Source organism: Jeotgalibacillus malaysiensis (genome assembly GCF_044789845.1).
Lineage (GTDB): Bacteria > Bacillota > Bacilli > Bacillales > Jeotgalibacillaceae > Jeotgalibacillus > Jeotgalibacillus malaysiensis_A.
The window spans coordinates 2,745,983-2,767,523 of record NZ_CP085252.1 but is presented as its reverse complement, the minus strand read 5'-3'; the positions used below and the strand labels follow the sequence as shown (position 1 = coordinate 2,767,523).

General features: G+C 44.9%; 15 protein-coding genes and 2 riboswitches. Of the genes, 13 read left to right on the top strand and 2 right to left on the bottom strand.

Going from position 1 to position 21,541, the window contains the following annotated elements:
* Positions 1-49 precede the first annotated feature (49 nt).
* The 3 genes from LG330_RS14600 (at position 50) to LG330_RS14590 (ending at position 2,810) form a co-directional block, all read left to right on the top strand.
* Positions 50-1,033 carry an ABC transporter substrate-binding protein gene (locus LG330_RS14600; RefSeq protein ID WP_404405044.1) on the top strand — a complete coding sequence of 328 codons (984 nt, stop codon included), beginning with the start codon at positions 50-52 and terminating at the stop codon, positions 1,031-1,033.
* A 61-nt stretch (positions 1,034-1,094) separates the two neighbouring features.
* A complete protein-coding gene (locus LG330_RS14595) occupies positions 1,095-2,009 on the top strand; it encodes an ABC transporter permease (protein WP_404405042.1) in 915 nt (304 codons plus the stop codon).
* 6 nt (positions 2,010-2,015) lie between these two features.
* Positions 2,016-2,810, top strand: coding sequence for an ABC transporter ATP-binding protein (locus LG330_RS14590; RefSeq protein ID WP_404405040.1), 795 nt, complete (start codon positions 2,016-2,018; stop codon positions 2,808-2,810).
* Positions 2,811-2,907: 97 nt separating this feature from the next.
* Here the strand turns inward: LG330_RS14590 and LG330_RS14585 are convergent, their stop codons facing one another.
* Positions 2,908-4,086 (bottom strand): GTP-binding protein, encoded by a 1,179-nt coding sequence (locus LG330_RS14585; RefSeq protein WP_404409629.1) that lies wholly within the window; start codon positions 4,084-4,086, stop codon positions 2,908-2,910.
* Between the two features lie 229 nt (positions 4,087-4,315).
* On the opposite strand from LG330_RS14585, the gene LG330_RS14580 reads away from it, so the two are divergent.
* The 8 genes from LG330_RS14580 to LG330_RS14545 all read left to right on the top strand — a co-directional run bounded on the left by LG330_RS14580 (position 4,316) and on the right by LG330_RS14545 (position 14,594).
* A complete protein-coding gene (locus tag LG330_RS14580) occupies positions 4,316-5,515 on the top strand; it encodes an MFS transporter (RefSeq protein WP_404405038.1) in 1,200 nt (399 codons plus the stop codon).
* A gap of 160 nt (positions 5,516-5,675) precedes the next feature.
* A riboswitch (SAM riboswitch) is annotated at positions 5,676-5,771 on the top strand.
* 212 nt (positions 5,772-5,983) lie between these two features.
* Complete coding sequence (sfnG, locus tag LG330_RS14575) at positions 5,984-7,072, top strand: dimethylsulfone monooxygenase SfnG (RefSeq protein ID WP_404405036.1); 1,089 nt, start codon at positions 5,984-5,986, stop codon at positions 7,070-7,072.
* Positions 7,069-7,638 (top strand): NADPH-dependent FMN reductase, encoded by a 570-nt coding sequence (locus tag LG330_RS14570; protein WP_404405034.1) that lies wholly within the window; start codon positions 7,069-7,071, stop codon positions 7,636-7,638. Before sfnG ends, LG330_RS14570 begins: the two co-directional genes overlap by 4 nt.
* Before the next feature lie 208 nt (positions 7,639-7,846).
* Positions 7,847-9,523, top strand: a complete 1,677-nt coding sequence (locus LG330_RS14565; RefSeq protein WP_404405032.1) for an acyl-CoA dehydrogenase family protein — start codon at positions 7,847-7,849, stop codon at positions 9,521-9,523.
* Between the two features lie 170 nt (positions 9,524-9,693).
* Positions 9,694-11,070, top strand: a complete 1,377-nt coding sequence (locus LG330_RS14560; RefSeq protein WP_404405030.1) for a YjiH family protein — start codon at positions 9,694-9,696, stop codon at positions 11,068-11,070.
* A 178-nt stretch (positions 11,071-11,248) separates the two neighbouring features.
* Positions 11,249-12,430 (top strand): PLP-dependent aminotransferase family protein, encoded by a 1,182-nt coding sequence (locus tag LG330_RS14555; protein WP_404405028.1) that lies wholly within the window; start codon positions 11,249-11,251, stop codon positions 12,428-12,430.
* Between the two features lie 74 nt (positions 12,431-12,504).
* Complete coding sequence (locus tag LG330_RS14550; protein WP_404405026.1) at positions 12,505-13,317, top strand: glycosyltransferase family 2 protein; 813 nt, start codon at positions 12,505-12,507, stop codon at positions 13,315-13,317.
* A gap of 134 nt (positions 13,318-13,451) precedes the next feature.
* Positions 13,452-14,594 carry a Gfo/Idh/MocA family protein gene (locus LG330_RS14545; RefSeq protein WP_404405024.1) on the top strand — a complete coding sequence of 381 codons (1,143 nt, stop codon included), beginning with the start codon at positions 13,452-13,454 and terminating at the stop codon, positions 14,592-14,594.
* Between the two features lie 94 nt (positions 14,595-14,688).
* Positions 14,689-14,779: riboswitch (cyclic di-GMP riboswitch) on the top strand.
* Positions 14,780-15,178: 399 nt separating this feature from the next.
* On the opposite strand, the gene LG330_RS14540 is transcribed toward LG330_RS14545, so the two are convergent.
* Positions 15,179-15,709, bottom strand: a complete 531-nt coding sequence (locus LG330_RS14540) for a DUF1456 family protein (RefSeq protein WP_404405022.1) — start codon at positions 15,707-15,709, stop codon at positions 15,179-15,181.
* Between the two features lie 239 nt (positions 15,710-15,948).
* Between LG330_RS14540 and LG330_RS14535 the strand changes: the two genes are divergently transcribed.
* Positions 15,949-16,464: a nuclease-related domain-containing protein gene (locus LG330_RS14535; RefSeq protein WP_404405020.1), complete on the top strand. Its 516-nt coding sequence runs from the start codon at positions 15,949-15,951 to the stop codon at positions 16,462-16,464.
* Between the two features lie 240 nt (positions 16,465-16,704).
* Positions 16,705-21,444 carry a S8 family serine peptidase gene (locus LG330_RS14530; protein WP_404405018.1) on the top strand — a complete coding sequence of 1,580 codons (4,740 nt, stop codon included), beginning with the start codon at positions 16,705-16,707 and terminating at the stop codon, positions 21,442-21,444.
* The last annotated feature ends 97 nt before the right edge of the window (positions 21,445-21,541 follow it).

The window sequence follows — 21,541 nt, the reverse complement described above, 5'->3', positions numbered from 1 at the left end:
AAAAGCATAAAAGCGTCGAAGTGCAAAAGTATAACAGGGGGTATTTCAGATGAAAAAGTTATGGTTGTCAGGTGCAGCGTTGTCTGCGGCAATGGTGTTAGCGGCTTGTGGTGAGGAGACTTCTGAGACGTCGGCTGAGGGCGGCGGGGAGGATTCATATACGATTGGGGTGACACAGATTGTTGAGCACCCGTCTTTAGATGCTGCGACTGAAGGGTTTAAGCGTGCATTTGAAGAGGCTGGACTTGAAGTTACATTTGATGATCAGGTGGCACAGGGTGATCAGAATAACAGTCAGTCCATTTCGCAGAAGTTTGTGGCGGATGGTGTGGATCTGATTTTTGCTAATTCAACACCGAGTGCGCTCAGTTCGCTTAATGCGACGGCTGATATTCCGATTGTGTTTACATCGGTGACGGATCCACTTTCTGCAAATTTAGTAGCTGATATGGAAGCGCCGGGTGGCAATGTAACGGGAACAACGGATATGCATCCGGATGCGATTTCGAATACAGTTGAGTTTATGACAAATGAGCTTGACGTGAAGTCAATTGGGATGGTCTATAACGCTGGTGAGCCGAACTCGGTTGTGCAGGTGGATGCAGTGAAAGAGGCTGTTGGATCTGACGTGACGGTTGAGGAAGCGGCTGTTTCGACTTCTGCTGATGTGAAGCAGGCAGCTGAATCGCTTGTTGGAAAAGTGGATGCGTTTTACATCATTACTGATAACACAGTTGTTTCTGCGCTTGAATCTGTGATTGGCGTTGCGAATGATCAGGACATTCCGCTTTTCGTTGGGGAGCTTGATTCAGTTGCACGCGGCGGGTTTGCGGCATTCGGATTTGAATATGGAGATATTGGCTACGAAGCGGGTCAGATGGCGGTTGAAATTTTGACTGAAGGCGCTGATCCTGGTGAAATGGCGGTTCAGTACCCTGGAAATCTGAAGCTGATGATTAATCGTGATGCGGCTGAAGAGATGGGCATTGAAGTGAAGCCTGAGTGGGAAGAGATGGCCGAATTTACAGAGTAAACGTTATGAGCGGAGCGCGCTGCTTCGCTCTTTTTCATCAAAGGGAGAGAGGAAGAGTTGTATGTGGATGTCCATTTTCACATCAGTTGAGGTAGGACTGATGTTTGCACTGATGGCGCTTGGCGTCTATCTATCGTTTAGAATTCTCGATTTTCCCGATCTGACAGTGGACGGGAGCTTTGTCACAGGCGCAGCGGTTGCGGCCATCATGCTTGTAAACGGTGTGAATCCATTGATGGCGGTCGCAGCAGCATTTGCAGCAGGCTTTATTGCTGGCACGATTACAGGACTGCTTCATACAGTCGGCGGCATTAATCCGCTTTTATCAGGGATCCTGATGATGATCGCGCTCTACTCTATCAATCTGCGTATTATGGGCGCACCAAACGTCTCACTGCTCGCTCAGGATCACCTGTTTACATGGATCCGTCAGGGCATCGGCGGCACGTGGGCCATCATGATTGTCATGGTTGTATTTGTTCTTTTAGTCAAAATCATGCTCGACTTCTTTTTAAAAACAGAGTTCGGCCTCGCACTAAGAGCAGTTGGTGACAATCACTTAATGATTACTTCATTCTCAGGAAATATCCACTTTTATAAAGTATTCGGCCTTGGGCTTTCAAACGGATTAGTCGCCATCGCAGGTGCACTCGTCGCACAATACAGTGGGTTTGCTGACGTCAATGCTGGAATCGGGATGATCGTCATCGGGCTTGCCTCCGTCATTATCGGGGAAGCGATTTTCGGTAAAAAGACGATTATCCGCACAACGCTTGCTGTGATTGTCGGCGCAATCATCTACAGAATCATTGTCGCGCTGGCACTGCGGGTGGAATTCCTTGAAACAGGCGATCTAAAGCTGATCACAGCAATCATCGTGATTCTCGCTCTCGTCCTTCCAAAAGCGATCGCCAAACAAAAAGAAACAATGCGAAAACGACAGCGCCGCCTACGACTCAGCGCGCAGAAAGGATAGTGGCATATGCTTAAGCTAAATGAACTTTACAAAGTATTTAATGAAGGAACGCCGGATGAAAAAGTGGCGATTGATGATATTACGCTTGATGTGAAAAAGGGTGATTTTATTACGATTATCGGCAGTAACGGAGCCGGGAAATCAACGCTTTTCAACATCATCGCCGGGAAAATGTATCCTGACCTGGGCGAGGTGCTGATCAGTGACGAGAACGTAACCGGACTCCCTGAATACAAACGCGCCCGCCGCATCGGCCGAGTATTCCAGGATCCGATGGCAGGGACTTCGCCGACACTGACAATCGAAGAAAACCTGTCGATTGCATACAGCAGAGTGAAACCTCGTACATTGCGCCTTGGCGTTACAGCGAAAAGAAGAGCATTTTTCAAAGAGCAGCTTGAAACACTTGGACTTGGACTTGAAGACCGCCTGCGCGCAAAAGTCGGTCTGCTCTCAGGGGGAGAACGCCAGGCGCTCTCACTGCTCATGGCAACATTTACAAAGCCTGACCTGTTATTACTCGATGAACACACAGCTGCCCTGGACCCATCAAGAGCGGCACTCATCACACGACTTACTAAAGAAATCGTCGAACGTGAACAGCTCACTACAATCATGATCACCCATAACATGCAGCAAGCCGTCGACCTCGGCAACCGGATCCTGATGATGGATAAAGGAAAGGTTATTTTTGAGGAAGAGGGCACGCGTAAGAAGCATCTGACTGTGACAGATCTGCTGAATGAGTTTGGGAAGATGAAGGGGACTGAGCTTTCGGATCGAACGTTGCTTGGGGTTTAGGTTAAAAGCGACACAGTGGGGACGGAGTTCAATGGTTCATTTTTAGAATGATTCTAAAAGTGGAACACTCAACTCCGTCCCCGCTGTGCCTCACTCACTACCTCCCTGAAAAATCAGGAAACGGATCTTCCAGTTTGCGCCAATCAGATTTCAACTCTTCATCAGTCAGCAGACATTGATCAAGCTCTTTAGTAATGGCTTCCTGATCAAGTCCTATTCCGATAAAGACAAGCTCGTTCAGCCGATCGCCCCATTCAGGATGCCAGCGGCTGTTCAGCTCTGGCTCATCTTTCAGTGTCTGCTGTTGTTCTTCTTCCGGCAAAGCAGCCACCCATGTCCCCGCAGACTGCAGCTGAATCGATTTCCCCGCCTGAGAGACCAAACCTGCAGACTGTTCTTTTGTTGCAAGCCAGAAAAAGCCTTTGGAACGGACAATTTCCTCAGGAAGCTCACTCAGGAATTGATAAAATCTTGCCGGGTGAAAAGGATGCTGCCTTTTATAAAGGAAAGATGTAATCCCGTACTCTTCTGTTTCCGGGATATGCTCTTCATTCAACTCTTTGATCCACCCCGCACCCTGGCTGGCTTTCTCAAAATCAAAAGCTTTCGTATTTAAAATGTCCAGCGGGTCTACCTGACCGTATGAAGCTGTCAGGATCTTTGCTTCGGGGTTTAATGTCTTCAGCAGAACCCTGATCGCATCCGCTTCCTCAGAAGAAACAAGATCGATTTTATTTAAAATAATGACATCAGCAAATTCAACCTGATCAATCAGGAGGTCAGACACGTCACGCTCATCCTGCTCATCATCTGTCTGTTTACGGTCAAGAAGCGTTTCGCCGCTCTCAAGATCATTTGCAAATCTGAGTGCATCCACAACAGTCACCATTGTATCGAGCCGTGTTAACTTACTTAAATCAATTCCGGTTTCTTCATCCTCGTACACAAATGTCTGCGCAACAGGGATCGGTTCAGAAATTCCTGTTGATTCAATCACGATATAGTCAATTTCGCCAATCTCAGCCAGCCGCTTTACTTCAATCATCAAATCCTCACGCAAAGTACAGCAAATACAGCCGTTCTGCATCTCAACCAGCGTCTCATCCGTTTGCGAAAAATAACCCTTCTTCAACTGACCGCCATCAATATTCACTTCACTCATATCATTCACAATCACAGCCGCTCTCAAATCCTGCTTACTATGTAAAATATGATTCAACAAAGTCGTCTTACCCGCACCTAAATAACCACTCAAAACCGTAACTGGTATCGTCATCATTATAACCCTCTCTTAAAACGTAATTATTACGATTTAAAGAATAGCGGATTTTTGGGGTGATGTAAAGGGTTAATAGGGGGGGTATACAGTGGGGACGGAGTTAAGTGATCCACTTTTAAAATCATTCTAAAAGTGAAACAGTCAACTCCGTCCCCGCTGTGCCGTTTTATTTTCATGCTTCATGTATAATGGAAACATTATCCGGTTACTGAAAGGAGCCAGAACGATGTCAAATCATAGAGGACTTTCAACTGCATGGCAGATGCTTGGCTGGCTGCTTTTGGCGCAGGTGGCTGTTGCGCTTGTGGGGCGTTCGCTTGCACCGCTTGGCCCGTTGATTGCTGAGGATCTTACACTTTCAAAAGCGCAGGTAGGATTGCTGCCTTCATTTTTATTTTTGGGACAGATGCTGGTCAGTATTCCGGCGGGGATGCTGACTGATAAGATCGGAACGCGACGATTGCTGTTGATCGTGTGTCTGGTGCTCGGTACAGCTTTTCTGCTTGGATCTTTTGCGTCAGGCCTTTACATATTACTATTTTTTATCATGCTCGGCGGGATGGGGTATGGCGCTATGCATCCCGTGACGAATCGCGGCATTCTTTACTGGTTCCCGGCTAAAAGAGGGACAGCGATGGGGATCAAGCAGATGGGTGTCACATTCGGTTCAGCCCTTGCAGCAATTGCACTTTTACCACTTGCAGTGGCATTTGGCTGGCGTGTGGCAATGGCAGTTGCGTGTGTTGTAGTGATGCTGAGCGGCATCATTGCGTTTCGCTTTTACAAAGAACAGCTCGCTGAAAAAACTGCCCGTGAGCCTGCGGTAAAAGGGAGTATGCTTGGTATTATTACGTATAAACCCCTGCTTTTAATCAGCTTAGTAGCACTAATTCTAAACGGTTCGCAAATGAGTGTGAATACATATCTATTATTTTTCGTTACGGATGAACTGTTTTTTAGTCTGGCACTGGCAGGAGCGATGCTTGTATTATCTGAAGCAAGCGGTTCGTTTGGCAGAATTATTTGGGGGTCAATCAGCGATACCTTATTTGGCGGAAGAAGATTTCCAGTGCTCATGATTATTATTGTGACAGCACTGACCGGAGCGCTCGGCATGGCGTTTTTAACTGAGGGAATTCCGGTCCCGCTGCTAGTTGTAATCGTAGTCGTTCTGGGGTTTGCCGTATCAGGATTTAACGGACTGTGGATGAATATCGCAACAGAACTGACACCCAGACAGCAGGCAGGGGCGGCAAGTGGAGTCAGCCTCACAATCGGCTCAGCAGGCGTCATTATTTTGCCACCGCTCTTTGGCCTGACGATTGATATGAGTGGAAACTTTCAGACTGCATGGCTATTGATGGCTGGGCTGTTGGGTGTGGCCGGGGTGCTGGCTTTTGTTTTGAGGAAGATGAAGGGGTTTTAGGGTGATACAGGGGGACGGAGGTTCTTGTATCATTTATGCAAAATTATCCTTTTTGATACAGCAACCTCCGTCCCCCCTGTATCACATAAATTATTTCAAAAATAGTTTGACAATTCCAATTCCGACCTTTAAGATAGGCTTTATAACTGAATAGCTTTACTTCTTATCAAGAGAGGCGGAGGGACTGACCCGATGAAGCCTCGGCAACCGGCGATGCGCGGTGCTAATTTCAGAGGATTGTTTCCGAAGATAAGAGGTGGCTGTGGCCGGAAAAGCTCGCTTCCTTTTGTTTTTGGATAAAAGGAGGCGGGTTTTATTTTGGTGAAAATAAAAAGAAGAGGTGCGGCAACACCTCTTCCGATGATGAGTTAAGACACCGGGTTGCGCCGAATATCTCTGTTCATCTATTTAATCGTATCACTGACAGGGATGTTCGTCTATTTACTTTATTAAAAGGAGACGATGAACATGACGAATTTGAAGTTTGCATATTGGGTACCGAATGTCAGTGGGGGACTTGTTGTATCAAAGCTGCCTCAGCATACGGATTGGAGCTTTGACGCGAATAAAAGATATGTTCAGATTGCTGAAGATGCAGGGTATGATTATGCCCTTTTACAGACGAGATTTTTTGCAAGATATGGGGCTGAAAATCAGCTTGAGGCGATTACGCTTGGGTCAGCGCTTGCTGCAGTAACAAAAAAAATTAATCTGATTGCAGCTGTTCATCCGGGTCTTTGGCATCCAGCCGTGTATGCGAAAATGCTCGCCACACTTGATCAGATCAGCAACGGCCGTGCAGCTGTGAATATTGTGAGCGGCTGGTTCAAGCAGGAGTTTATCGGGTACGGTGAGCACTGGCTTGATCATGATGAACGCTACAGAAGATCTGAAGAGTTTGCCCGGGTGTTGAGGGAGCTCTGGACAAAAGAAACAACAACTTTTAAAGGTGATTTTTATCGGATCAATGAAGCACCTTTTAAACCGAAGCCGGTGCAGGGTGGGGACCTTCCAATTTTTCAGGGAGGTAATTCACAGGCTGCAAAGGAAATGGCGGCGCGAGTCTCTGATGTTTATTTTATGAACGGGAATACACTGGAAGGTTTTAAAAAGCAGATAGATGAGGTGCGTGCGCTTGCTGTAAAAGAAGGAAGAACAGTGAAGTTTGCTGCAAATGGTTTTGCAATCGTGCGCGATACTGAGGAAGAAGCAGTCGATCTGCTCAGACAAATCGTTTCGCACGCAGATAAAGAGGCGGTTGAAGGGTTCAGGGAAGCAGTGAAGGACGCGGGTCAGGCTTCTAAGGAGAAGGATGGCATGTGGGCAAATTCCACCTTTGAAGATCTCGTGCAGTATAATGACGGCTTTAAAACCGGTCTGATCGGGACAGCTGAACAGGTGGCTGACAGAATCATTGAGCTGAAAAAGCTCGGCGTGGATATCGTACTGACAGGCCATTTCCATTACGAAACGGACCTTGAACGCTTCGGTAAAGAAGTCATTCCACTCGTAAAAGAGAAAGAACTGGCGTTAAAAGAAAGCGGGGTACTGGCATGAAGGTTCTAGCATTATCAGGCAGTCTGTCGGGCTCGAAAACTTATACGGTCATAAAAGAAGCTGCAGCCCTGCTCAGTGAGTTTGATTCTGTAGAAGTTGAAGCGCTAAACCTTGCAGATCTCAAGGTTGAATTTTGCGACGGGCGTGATCCATTGACCTATGAAGGGGATACAGACCTGATCATCAGAAAGATTGTTGAAGCAGATGCATTTGTCATTGGAACGCCAATTTACAGAGGATCGCTGACAGGTGCACTGAAAAATGTTTTTGACCTGATCCCAAATGATGCCCTGCGCGGAAAAGTGATCGGCTTTGTCGCAACAGGAGGCACCTACCACCATTACCTGGCGATCGAACACCAGCTGAACCCGCTAGCAAGCTACTTTCGGGCACATATCGTACCGGGAGGGGTTTACGCACACAACGATCATTTTCAAAATGGTCAGCTGACAGATGCTGATATAAAAAGAAGACTGAAAGAACTCACCCATTCACTTGTTTCACTCGCAAGTGCATTGGATGGGGAGCGGGCTGAAGTGAGACAGCCTGAGATAACAAGAAGATGAATGGTGCACACTGGGGGTTTTTCCGGTGTGTTTTTTAGATGATACAGCGAGGACGGAGTTAAGTGGTTCATTTTTAGAATGATTTTAAAAGTGGAACAGAGAACTCCATCCCCGCTGCGCCGGCACCAAAATCCCCAAAAACAAAGGAATCTCCCTGCCTCACCTTGAACTATACACACATACCATAAAAAGGGATGGGTGTGACTATATGACTAAGGTGCTAACGAACGAGAGCCTCAATCTAAATCGCAACTTTTTTGATGGAAATGAGACGCTAAAAAAATTGTTGAAAGAAAAGCTAGATGACGAGCTCTACGCTTTCGCAAACGAAGAGCTGCCTGAGCTTGGCCGGGCAGCTGCAAATGAGATTGATGAGCGTGCGCGGCATACCGACCGCGAAGGAGCGCCTAAGCTTGAGAAATACGACAGATTTGGTAATGACCAGTCAAAGGTATGGATCAATGAAGGATATGAAAAAACGGTTCATCAGGTCTATGGAAGCGGGATTGTCGGCTATGTGCATGAACCGATCCCTTCGCTCGGGCGCAAGGGGAATTATATGTACAGCTTTGCGCAGGGGTTTCTCGTTTCACACGCAGAAGCAGGGTTTTACTGCCCGGTTACCTTGACAATGGCGACTGCTTATCTGCTCGATCATTATGCGGATGAAAGTGTGCGGAACCGATTTTTACCGCATGTCTGCTCAACCGGGGATCTGCCTTTATATGAAGGTGCCACCTTTTTAACAGAGCGCCAGGGTGGGTCTGATGTCGGTGCAAATGTTGTGAAAGCAGTCTGTGAAAATGGAGAATATCGTCTTTATGGTGAAAAGTATTTTGCGTCAAATGCAGGTATGGCTGGGGTTGCAATGGTACTTGCAAGAATTGAGGGGGCCCCATCAGGATCAAAAGGACTAACGCTTTTCGCAGTGCCCTGGAAAGTGGATGGACAGCTGAACGGCATTACAATCAGGCGTCTAAAGGATAAACTTGGCGTGCGCGCTGTTCCTTCTGGTGAAGTTGAGTTTGAAGGGGCAAAAGCATATGTCGTGGGTGATCCGTCAAAAGGGATTTACTACATGCTAGAAGCGCTGAATCTGTCGAGAATCTGTAACGCGGTCGCTTCAATCGGCATCATGCGCAGAGCACTTCTTGAAGCAAATGACTACGCCGAGAAGCGTGAAGCATTCGGTGCACCGCTGACTCAATATCCAATGATCAAGGATTCTCTGGGGAAAATGGCTGCGACCCTTCATGCAGAAACAGTAAGCGTTTTTGAACTGATCTCTCTGTATGATCGCGTAACGGCAGGTGAAGCGAGTCCTGAAGAAACCCTGCTCGTCAGACTTTTGATTGCTCTTTTGAAAAAGGAAACTGCAGAAAATGCCATCCACTTTTCACATGAAGCAATTGAAATGCACGGTGGAAATGGCTATATTGAGGACTTTGTCACACCGCGCCTTTTACGTGATGCGCAGGTGCTGACCGTCTGGGAGGGCACAGCAAATATCCTTGCAATGGAGCTGATCCGCTTATTGAAAAACGGAATTGATGAAATTTATTCGAAATGGGTCAAGGACAAACTGGAAACCATACAATCCTCCTCATGGCACAGCTTGTTAAGTGAACAGGCTGACCGGATATTAAATGAACTCAATCAGTTTAAACAAATGCCATCAGACCATCAGAGCTTCGAAGCAAAGCGCATGATGAAGGAAATGACGAAGCTGACAGAAAGCCTATTTACTGTTGCGTTTGCAGTTCGGCATGGCAAGCGCGAACAGTTGTTATGTGATGTGTTTTGTGAAGAGGTGTGGGGTGTGTGGGAATTTGGTGGTGAGATGAGGACTGTGAGTGGGTTTGGGGAGATGATGGATGGGGTTTGATCGAGGCGGCGCAGCGGGGACGGAGTTAAGTGATTCGTTTTTAGAATGACTCTAAAAGTGACACATCCAACTCCGTCCCCGCTGTGCCTCACAAAATAACCATTGTATTTTTATACATTAAAATGATAATATATAAAACATCTTAGCAGCGGATTGTGAGGTCATTGGAGATGGAGAGAATACATAGTAGAAATGAAAAAACGAATACTTATTCTGCAAAGCAGTATATGAAGTTTTGGCTGCCTTCTTTAATTGGGGTTTTGCTTTTTCTTGTACCGGTAAAGTTTGATGGAAAGGTGACGATTGGACTTGGGATTTTGGCGGATAGTCTGCAGGGTGCGATTGCTGCTTATATTCCCGCTTTTATGACGTTTGTACTGGTGCTGTCAGCATTGGGAAGCCTGGTAATAAAGCTTCCGACACTCAGTGGGATCAGGAAACAACCGACAGTTTCGTTACTATTTAATGTGGCACCATTCTGGATCGTTTTGCGTATTGTGGGTGCGCTGTTTGCACTTGCAACGCTTTTTGAAGTTGGCCCTGAGCTGATCTGGTCACCAGTGACTGGACAGGTGATGCTGTATGACTTAATTCCGGTGCTGATGGTCTGGTTCCTGTTTGCATGTTTATTCATGCCGCTGCTTTTAGAGTTCGGTTTGATGGATTTTATCGGCACGATTGTGCGAAAAGTAATGGTGCCGCTGTTTACATTACCGGGGCGTTCTTCGATCGATGCACTGGCGTCCTGGATGGGGAGCGGAACGGTTGGCGTGCTGCTCACGACACAGCAGTACGAGTCAGGCTATTATACAAAACGTGAAGCGGCAGTCGTTGCGACGAACTTCTCAATCGCTTCAATCGCGTTCAGTCTGGTCATTGCACGATTTTTAAATATTGATAGTATGTTTGTGCAATTTTATTTCACCGTCATTGTAACGGGTGTAATTGTTGCAGTCATCTGCCCGAGAATTCCACCACTTTCACGTAAAAAGGAAACGTATTATGAGCCTGTCGGTAAACAGATCGAGGAGGTTGTACCGGATGGCGTTTCGAATTTTAAATGGGGTGTGGAGAAGGCTGTTGAAAAGGCGGATCAGGTTAAGAGTTACCGCGGTGTAGCGAAAAAAGGGATCGTGAATGTGCTTGATATCTGGTTTGCGCTCATTCCACTCGTGATGGCAATTGGAACCATTGCGCTCATCATCGCTGAATTCACACCGGTATTTACTTACCTGTCTTACCCATTCGTTCCACTGCTTGAACTGCTCCGAATTCCTGAAGCACAGGCAGCGGCTCCTGCCATGATCGTCGGATTTGCAGATATGTTCCTGCCGGCAGTCATCGGAAGCGGAATCGAATCAGAGCTGACTAGATTTGTGATTGGGGTTTTATCATTAACACAGCTGATCTACATGTCAGAAATTGGCGTGCTTTTAGTGAAATCAAAAATTCCGATTTCAATTTGGGAACTGTTTGTCGTCTTTCTTCAACGTACAATTATCAGTCTGCCAATCGCAGCATTGATGGCGCATCTATTATTCTTTTAAAAAGATCCGGGGGAGCTGTGGGCTTCTCCGGGTTTGTTTTTTGGCTTAGCGGCTCAGCGGGGACGGAGTTAACTGTGCCACTTTTAGAATGATTCTAAAAGTGAATCACTCAACTCCGTCCCCGGGGTGTCGCTATCACTGCTATACTATCAATAACCAAACCAGGGAGTGAATACATATGAACGTCAAAAACTACTTCTCACAAAACATCACATCCGCCCTTAAACACGCCCCGCCAGGTGCATGGATGCCGGTTGTGCCTGATGGGTGTGTGCGACTTAGCTCCGGCTTCCCGGATGCATCGCTTGTGCCTGTAAATCAGATCCAGCAGGCAGTTACGCGTATGTTAAATGAAGAGCAGGGTCTGCCGCTGCACTACATTGGCAGTCCGAAAATTGATCAGCTGCAAACGTGGCTGAGAAACCGCATGTACGAAAGAAACATACATATAAATCCTGAAGAACTGCTTGTTACATCAGGTGCCTGCCAGGCGATTGATCTGATTGCCCGCATTTTGATTGATGAAGACACGTTTATCATCGTCGAGTCCCCAACCTACATGGAGGCGCTCGAAATTTTTCAGAACTATACTGATCAGATCCTTACAGTACCAGTCGATCAGGATGGTATGCAGACGGATCAACTTGAAGCTCTTTTAGCCACAAGAAAGGAGGAAGATCAGCCGCTGCCAAAGGTGCTTTATACCATCCCGACTTTTCAAAACCCGACAGGCACTACGCTATCATCAGAACGAAGAAAGCATCTGCTCGAGCTTGCAGAGACCTTCAATTTTTTAATTATGGAAGATGGTGCATATGGAGAACTTCATTTCGATCAGCCGGTCAATTCTTTAAAATCGATGGATCAGTCAGGCCGTGTGTTTTACATCGGATCCCTGTCAAAAGTCGTCGCACCAGGTATGCGTGTAGGGTGGGTTGCTGCTAATAAAGAATGGATCGAAACACTGTTTTGTTTTAAAAAGGATCTTGATCATCCATTCGCGCAGTCAACGATGGCTACCTTCCTTGAAAATGTAGACTGGCCAGCGCATTTATCAAACCTCCAGTCACTCTATCAATCTAAATGCAGCACGTTGCTGAACGCACTTTCAGAACATATGCCTGCAAATGTTACATGGACCCAGCCAAAGGGAGGCTACTTCGTCTGGCTTACCATTCCGGGAGCAGATACAGCCACTCTTTTGGAAAAAGCAACTGATGCAGGCGTTTCTTACATCCCGGGTAAATATTTTTACCTTCAGCAGGAAGATGGACTTGAGCAGCTGAGGTTGTCGTTTAGTGCTGCTGGTGAGGAGGAGATTGTTGAAGGGGTCAGGCGGCTGGCTGGGGTGATTGGATAGCAGTTGATATTCCTTTTCACAGCAACCCGATTCAGTGCTACTATTAAATAAAAAACTGTAAAAGGGTGCTGACGATGAAAAATCGATCTGTTTCAGTTGTGATTCCTACATATAATCGCCTTCCGTATTTACGGGAGCTGCTGACTTCTCTGGCAGCGCAGACGGTTCAACCCGATGAAGTCATTATTATTAATGATGCAGGTGAACCAGTGGGTGAGTTATTGGAGGAATTTCAGTCTCTTCACATTAGTATTGAACAGCTGCCTGAAAATGTGCTGCATGTACATGCGAGAAATCGTGGGGTTGCGCTTGCCACTTCAGACTATATGATGCTGATTGATGATGATGACTGGATTGTAGCGACTCACATTGAAACGATGCTTCAGGAAATTGAGGGATATGACCTTGCCTATTCTGACGTGGAGATTGTTGAGTATAAAATCGTAAATGGTTCAAGGGTTCCTGTTGAAAGAATGCTGTTTGCTTATGAATATGATTTAGCTGAAATGAAGAAATTTTCAACCTTTATACCTTCTGGCTGTATTTATAAAAGAGAACTGCACAAGCACATTGGTCTTTTTGATCCGGATATGAAAAACTATTGGGACTGGGACTTTTTTCTAAGGGTTGCTGAGGCTGGTTCTGTCAAAAGAGTACCAGTCGCAGGTGTATTATATGACTTTACCCCGGGTGGTCAAAATCAGTCGGCCAATCTTGGGAGTATGCGAACCTATCTGGACCGCTTAAGTCTAAAGCATTCACTCGGATTTTTGCCAGTGAAAAACTTTAAACTGCTTTTAAAAGAGCCTGAAATTATCCTAAGGCAGTCATCGTCACAAATTGTATGGAATGGTGAAATGCCTGTTATATCAAAGGTTGGACAATAACTAAGTGTAGATGTTGAATGTAAGTTCTGCATCTACACTTTTTTAAATAGTTAAGCGGACACTCAAATTCTACAGCTTGCACAAAATATGATAAAATTAATAATCAGAATATTCCATAAAAGGAGATCTGTTTAATGAAAAAGTTGATTCGTGCTGCTGTGATCGGTACCGGTTTTTCTGCAATGGCTCATTTAGAAACGCTGAAGAGGCTGCCGGGGGTTGAGGCTGCTGGAATTGTGTCGAGATCTATAGAAAAAGCTGAGCAGATTGCAGCTGAGTACAGGCTTGCATTTGCTTATGATGATATTGATGAACTATTGGCTAATCCTGAAATTGAAGCCGTACATAATTGCACACCAAATGTGATGCATTATGAGTTGAATAAAAAAATCCTATTGTCAGGAAAGCATGTTTTGTCAGAAAAGCCTCTTGCTTTAAACAGTGAGCAATCAGCTGAACTGCTTGAGATCGCTAAAGATTCAGGGCTTGTGCATGGTGTTTGTTTTAATTATCGACATTATCCAATGGTTGAGGAGGCGCGTGTTCGCATTGCAGCTGGAGAGCTTGGGCGTCCTCATTTAATATCGGGCGGTTATTTACAGGACTGGTGTCTGTACGAATCTGATTACAACTGGCGAATGGACCCGACTCTAAATGGAGAGTCAAGGGCCATTGCGGATATTGGTTCGCACTGGTGTGATACGGTGCAGCATATTATTGGTAAGCGAATTGTGCGGGTAATAGCTGACCTCTCAATTCTCCATACAGAACGTCAAAAACCTTCTGAAGAAGCTGGTTCCACATTTACAAATGAGTCAGGCGGTCAGTACGAAATGGTTCACATTCAGTCAGAAGATGCAGGCAACGTGCTGGTTCAGTTTGAAGACGGCACAAAGGGGATGTTTAATGTATCTCAGGTCACTGCGGGGAAAAAGAATCACCTCCATTTTACGATCTCATTATCAGACGGCTCGTTTGAATGGGATCAGGAGGAGCCAAACCGTTTGTGGATTGGAAGACGGGATGAAGCGAATCAGATTCTAATGAAGGATCCTGCCCTTTTATCAGAAAAAGCAGGTGCATACGCTCACTTTCCAGGCGGCCATCAGGAAGGCTGGCCGGACTGCCTGAAAAATTTAATGATTTCTTTTTATAAAAAGGTGGAGAACCCCGAACAGTCAAGTTATTTTGCCACTTTTAATGATGGACATTACAATATGAAAATTGTTGATGCAATTATCAAGAGTAGTGCACAAGAGAAATGGGTATACGTCTAAATATAGACATATAGAAATAATTTTTTATATGTAAAATTTATTATATTTATTGTGCGTAAAGTCCCCTGGATGTATAATATTAAAATACAAATCTTCTCAATAAAGGCAATCAAAGCGAAAGCATTGTACGCAAAGTTACAGGTCTAAAGCAGATTTTTAGCTGCCAGGATGGCTGAACTGCCAGGAAAATTCTGAATAACGGGAAGAAGTTGTTTAGAGAGGTGAAGCAGATGAAACTGCGTTACTGGATTGATTGTCGGCTTAAAGGCAAACATCGATACAGCTTTTATGATGGAAGATGTATCGTCTGTAACAAAAAGCAGCCGAACAAAAATGTGCGGGCCAAGTGATTGAGAGGAAACAACGGGTTAAAAAAGGGGCAATGTGATCAAATGCTGAATTTTTTCCGGGCAAGCTGTACGTTGTGTAAAGTTAAAAGTAATCAATTGACGAAGTACAGAGATGGGCTGAACCAAACCTTAAAGGTCTGCCCTAAATGTAAAGAATACGCAGAACGTAGAGCATTCAGAAAGATTATCTGAAAAAACCTGCAGCAAGAGGCAAAAATGCCCTGCTGCAGGTTTTTATTCTAGATCATTACGGTATTTTAATGTTAATCCTTTAAGGAAATTCCTCGCATACTTATCACCGCAAGGCTTGTAATTTTTGTGACCTTCTTTTCTGAGAAGCGCGCCAAGTTCACCTTTAGTCATTGTCAAACCGGCCTTCTCAAAAATTTCGATCATTTCTTCAGTTGTGAGCGACAAAGCAATCTTCACTTTTTTCAGCAGCACATTATTAACACTCGCATGATTTTTAATCGAGCGGTCCGGTTTAACCGGCTGCCCATTCTTATCCTTCTGCTCTCCTCTTTTGAATGTAATAAATCCATTTAAAAAAGACTCAAGCATTGAATTCGTACACTTGATATACTGGTCTGTCTCCTCAGGCTCGTCATAATCCTCATAAAAATCGTCCTCGTCAACCTTTGTGAGGATCTTCATCACTTCATCCTTTGAAACTTCAAGCCCGCCCAATCTAAAAATCTCAACCATATCTACATTTTTAATATCCAACGCATATCTCAAGCGAATTAAAATATCATTGTTAGTCATATCAATCACCTCAAAATTTTCATTCAATTTTAAAATTGTATCAGGAAATTGTGGTTTCTACTAGTATTGACTGAAATTAGCTCAATAAATGTAAAGCTTCATTTATTTTAAGGTAAACTACCACTGAAGAATTAATAAAGGACTTTTTTACCATTTTAAACGAACTACTGTTTTACCATATTTGAAAAGATATAATAGAATTATCTGTTAATTCATTTTATAACGAAGGGGTGGGTTTTTTGTTACATTCTGTAGAAGAAGTTCAACATAATACACTAAATTTAAGAATTGAAAACCGGACAGTTGATCACCTGGACTTGAGCGATCGTTTACACGAAGATTTATACATAGATAAAATGGTGATCACGACTGGCGGCATTTTTGTTATTCAATATAACGAAGCTAGAGGCATGATTGACGGTAATCATAATCGCCCAATCTGGTTATCTGATGGAGACATAAGAATGAAAAATCCCCTTCAGGAAAATCAAAAAAAGATTCAATCCCTCAAACAATTCATCCCACCATACTTTCACGACTATTTTTATTCCATCATTGGATTCAAAAAACGAGTGAAAATCAATGTCCCTGGTAATCACAAGGACATCGAAGGTCAGGAATGGCTGCTCGCAGAAGGAGAAATATCAGAATACATAGAGCGAGTGATTCTAAAGAAAAACGTGATGCAGGATCAACCGATTAAGATGCATCATTTGAATATTCTTGAGCGGGGTTTGAGGTGGATGGCGGAGTGAGAGTGGATGGCACAGGGGGGACGGAGTTGAGTGGTTCGTTTTTGTAGTGATTATAAAAGTGACTCACTTGGGGACGGAGTTGATGTGATCCATTTTTATAATGATTCTACTTTTGGCTCACTCAACTCCGCCCCCACTGCACCGCCTAAAAATAGTCAATTATACCTAAACCAATTTCAGAAAATTAACTCTATAATAGTATTTGCAGGAAATATTTTGAATAGAAGTGGAGTTGAGGTTGTGGGCAGAAAGTTGTTGATTAGTGTTTTTGTACTGATGCTGGCTTTTAGTAGTGCTGCTTATGGAGCATTACCGATTGAGAAGCCGGTGAGGACAGGTGAAGCGGTTCCTTTAGATTTGTCTCAGGATGAGGAAATTCGTGTAATAGTTGAGCTTGAGGGGGCTTCGGCGATGGAGATTGCTTCTGAGGATGGAGCGGATTTTCAGGAGCTGAGTGTTTCTGAGCAGGACAAGATTATTGATGAAGTACTGAAGAGTCAAAAGGCTGCGAAAAGTGAGGTTGGAGAATTTTCAGCGGCTTCTGTTGAGAATGAGTTTACGACAATCGTAAATGGCTTCAGTACGACTGTTCAGGCTGGTGATCTTGAGAAGATTGAAAAAATTGCCGGTGTGAAGAAGGTACATATTGCGAACACGTATGAGCGTCCGGAGGTTGAGCCGGATATGTCTTATACGGGTGAGCTGATTGAAAAGGAGCTTGCCTGGGAGGATTATGGTTACCGCGGTGAGGGGCTTGTCGTTTCAATCATTGATTCCGGAATGGATCCGAGTCACCGTGATATGATGATCAGTGATGATACGGATGTAAAGCTTGATAAAAGTGATGTTGACACAGCGATTAAAGAGTTTGGTCTAAAAGGGAAATATTTAAACGAAAAAATGCCTTATGGTTATAACTACTTTGATAAAAATAATCAGGTGAAGGATTTCGGAGCGGATGCGTCTCATGGGATGCACGTGGCCGGGACGGTTGCTGCAAATGGTGACCTTGAAAATGGTGGAGTAAAAGGTGTTGCACCTGAAGCTCAGCTGCTTGCGATGAAAGTGTTCGGCAGTGATCCGTTAATTTCTACAACTTACAGTGATGTATTTATTAAAGCGATTGATGATTCGATTCGTTTAGGAGCAGATGTCATTAATATGAGCCTTGGTGCGACTGCAGGGTTTGTGGATGTTGAGGATCCTGAGCAACAGGCGGTTCAGCGTGCGGTTGATGCGGGTATTCTAGTATCAATTTCAGCGGGGAACTCTGCTTTGTTTGGTGATGGGTATTATTACCCTTACGCGAGCAATCCTGATTATGGCGTAGTAGGAGCACCGGGTGTATCAGAAAATGCACTGACTGTTGCTTCTTTAGATAATGTATTCGTTGATTCCAAGGCAGTACAGGTCACAATCGATGGTGAAGATGGCGGTCTAGCACCTTATTCAGTTGCAAATGAAGAGGATCCTGAAGAATACGTTCAAACGGATTTTGAACTGGTCTATGCAGGTCTTGGTTATGAAGAGGATTTTTATGACATTGATGTAGCCGGTAAATATGCACTGATTCAGCGCGGGGAGATTGATTTCGTTTCAAAGGTGCTGAATGCGCAATATGCGGGTGCTGCAGGAGTTATTATTTACAATAATACGGATGGATTTGTTAGTATGGCAACGGATCCGGAAATTACAATTCCTCAGTTATTTATGGTGATGTCAGAGGGAGAACGTCTTGCTGAAGCGCTGATAAATGGGGCTGTGGTTGAGCTTTCATTTAACGGCGATGAGTTAACACAGGCGAATCCGACTGCCGGTATGCTGAGTGAATTTACGTCGTGGGGACTGACACCGGATCTTGAGTTCAAGCCTGAAATCACTGCGCCGGGTGGCAGTATTTTATCTACTGACAATGATAATGAATATGCAGTAATGGGCGGGACTTCAATGGCTGCGCCGCATATCGCGGGTGGATCTGCGCTGATTATGCAGCAGCTTGAGGATACGGTTGATAAGGCATTCAGATCTGACTGGGTAAAAACAATTATGATGAATACTGCAGCGCCAGTAATGGATCCAAATGGCCTTGCGATCTCACCACGCCGTCAGGGAGCGGGTCTGATGCAACTTCATGCTGCACTTTCTGCACCGGCTGTTGTAACAGATGAGCAGGGTGATGCTGCAGTTGCGCTGAAAGAAATTGATGGTGACACAGCAGTATTTGAATTAATGGTTGAAAACTTATTGGATGAAGAACTTGTCTACGAAGTGGATGTAAACGCGCAGACAGATGCGCTGTCAGGTGGCTTAACTGCACCGAATCTGATTTATGGACAGGAAATTGCAGGAGCAGGTCTTCTGTTAAACGGGGAAGAGGAACTGACACTTACAGTGGCGCCGCTTGCGACAGAAACAGTTGAAGTTGAAATCGACCTTTCAGATGTCACATTACTTCAAGACGATGAAGAAGTGTTGCCTGAAGAAGTTTTTGAAAATGGTTATTTTGTAGAAGGGTTTGTGACATTTACAGATCCAACAGATGTCAATCCAGTTCTGACAGTTCCATACGCTGGCTTCAAAGGTGACTGGAACGAGCCGCCAATCTTTGATTTACCGCAGTGGGACGAGATGACGTACTACGGTTACACAGGCGTCCGTTCAATTGAGTATGGTGGAGAATACACTGAAGATCTTGGTGTTGACCCATTCGCTGACGAATACATGGTTGACCCTGAACTGATCGCATTTTCTCCAAATGGTGATGGGATGCAGGACGATGTTGTGCCTGTCGTTTCACTTTTGCGAAATGCGAAGGAATTAAAAGTTACTGTCACAGATGAAGATGGTAAAACGCTGCGGACAATCCGTACTGATCGTGAGCTTCGTAAAAACTATATTGATATGGTGCTTGATGAAGGCGCGACATTCTCACCTGCATGGGCTTGGGACGGGAAGGTCAACGGACGTACCGCACCGGATGGCCAGTACTACCTGACGCTTCAGGCTAAAATTGATTTTGACGGAGCAGAATGGCAGGAAATTTCACTGCCGATCAAAATTGATACAGAAAAGCCGGAAGTAGAAGCAGCGCTAGATACAGACGCTTCAACGATCACTTTCTCTGCAGAAGATGATCATGCGGTTCAATATGTTGATATTTTAGTAGACGGTCAGAGTGTAACTGACTTCTACCTGTCTCCTGAAGAAGAATCATTTACATTTAACAAAAAAATCAATGCTAAGCAGCGTATTCAGGTTGAGGCAGTAGACTTTGCAGGCAACCGTGTGAAAACAACGGTTCAGCAGGGTGAAGATACAAAAGGACCTGAGATTTTCCTTGATTCCCCTGCATTCTTTGAGCCGACACCAGTACGCGAAACATTCGTTTCCGGCTACGTCACTGATGCTTCAAGCGTAAAAGAAGTAACGGTGAATGGTAAAAAAGTAGATTCATTTGAAATTGACGACCAGAATTACGTATTCTTTGCACGCGTCACTTTTGACAGCGACGATATTCACGATGTCATCGTGTCTGCAACTGACAAAGCAGGAAATGAAATCAGTATCAACCGTACAATCATAGTGGATAGTGAAGCACCGAAGTTGAAAGTATCAGGTCTTGATACACCATTTATCGTGGGAGAAGATGCTGACAATCCAGTCATATCTGTCAATGTAAAAGATAATTATGACGATGTGCGTTTATATGTAAATGGCGACGAAGTTTTCGCTTCCGAACCTACAAAACTTTTAGAAAAGAAAGCTTTCGAAACAACAGTGAAAGACATCGAACTGAAACTCGAGCCTGGACTGAACCGTTTTGAAATCAGAGCAGTCGATGTTGTTGGAAATGTAGGCTATACAAAGGATATTATCCTTTTCAAAGAGGGTGAAGACGATTCACGTCTGATCACAATCGATGAAGAGGAGGCAAAGCAGATCGTGAAGGATGCAGACGATTACTTTATGGTAAACGCAATTCCTCAGCAGGTAGACGGTGCGCTTGACGCGACACTGATGATGAGTGGAGCGGCAGTGGAAGTGCTTGCTGCAGCTAAAAAGGATCTGGAGTTCCGTTCAGGACCATTCCAGGTGCTCGTACCAGCTGATTTCCTGAAAGAAAATGCATCAGCTGACAACATGGTATTCAGCATGAAAACTGATGAAACTGTTGAACTCAGCGGAAAACAAACTGCATTGTCTGACGCATTCCAGTTTACAAGTGTAGTAGACGGTGAAATGATTGAATCCTTCAATCAGCCATTCTATGCAAACATTTATTTTGATCTGGACAGGATCAACAATGAAAAGAAAGTATCAGTACAACAATGGGATCAGGAGAAATGGCAATATGCCGGTGGTACAAAGTTTGAGGATGGACTCGTATTCATGATGACAGAGCCTGGCACATACAGCGTTCTTGAGAATGACGTCACATTCAAAGACGTGACGAATCACTGGGCACGTCCTGAAATTGATGTCATCGCATCACTCAACATCACAACAGGTAAAACACCGGAAGAATTCAGGCCAAATCTGAAGCTGACACGTGCAGAATTCGCTGTACTGCTGGCACGCACCATGCAGCTTCCATCAGGAGAAGCAGAAGGCATCTTCCCGGATGTAAGTAAACAACACTGGGCAGGCCCTGCAATCGAAGCAGCCTATAATGCAGGCATTATCACCGGTAAGGAAGATGGCAGCTTCAAGCCGGCAGAAAAAATCACTCGTGAACAAATGGCAGCCATGATCATGCGCGCCATCAATCACCGTGATCCATACTTGGCACCAATCGTATACATGCCTGACCAATTCAAAGATCACACAAACATCTCAGGCTACGCACGAGACGCAGTCTACCAGGCCGAAGCACTCGGCATTATTACTGGTAAAGAAAATGGCAGCTTTGCACCAAGGGATCATTTGACTCGCGGTCAGATGGCTGCTGTTCTTGGCAGGATGGTTGAGGTTTTGAGGTAGGCGGCACAAGCGGCACATTGGGGACGGAGTTAACTGATTCATTTTTGTAATCATTCTAATAACGGCACACACAACTCCGTCCCCGGTGTGTCGTTAT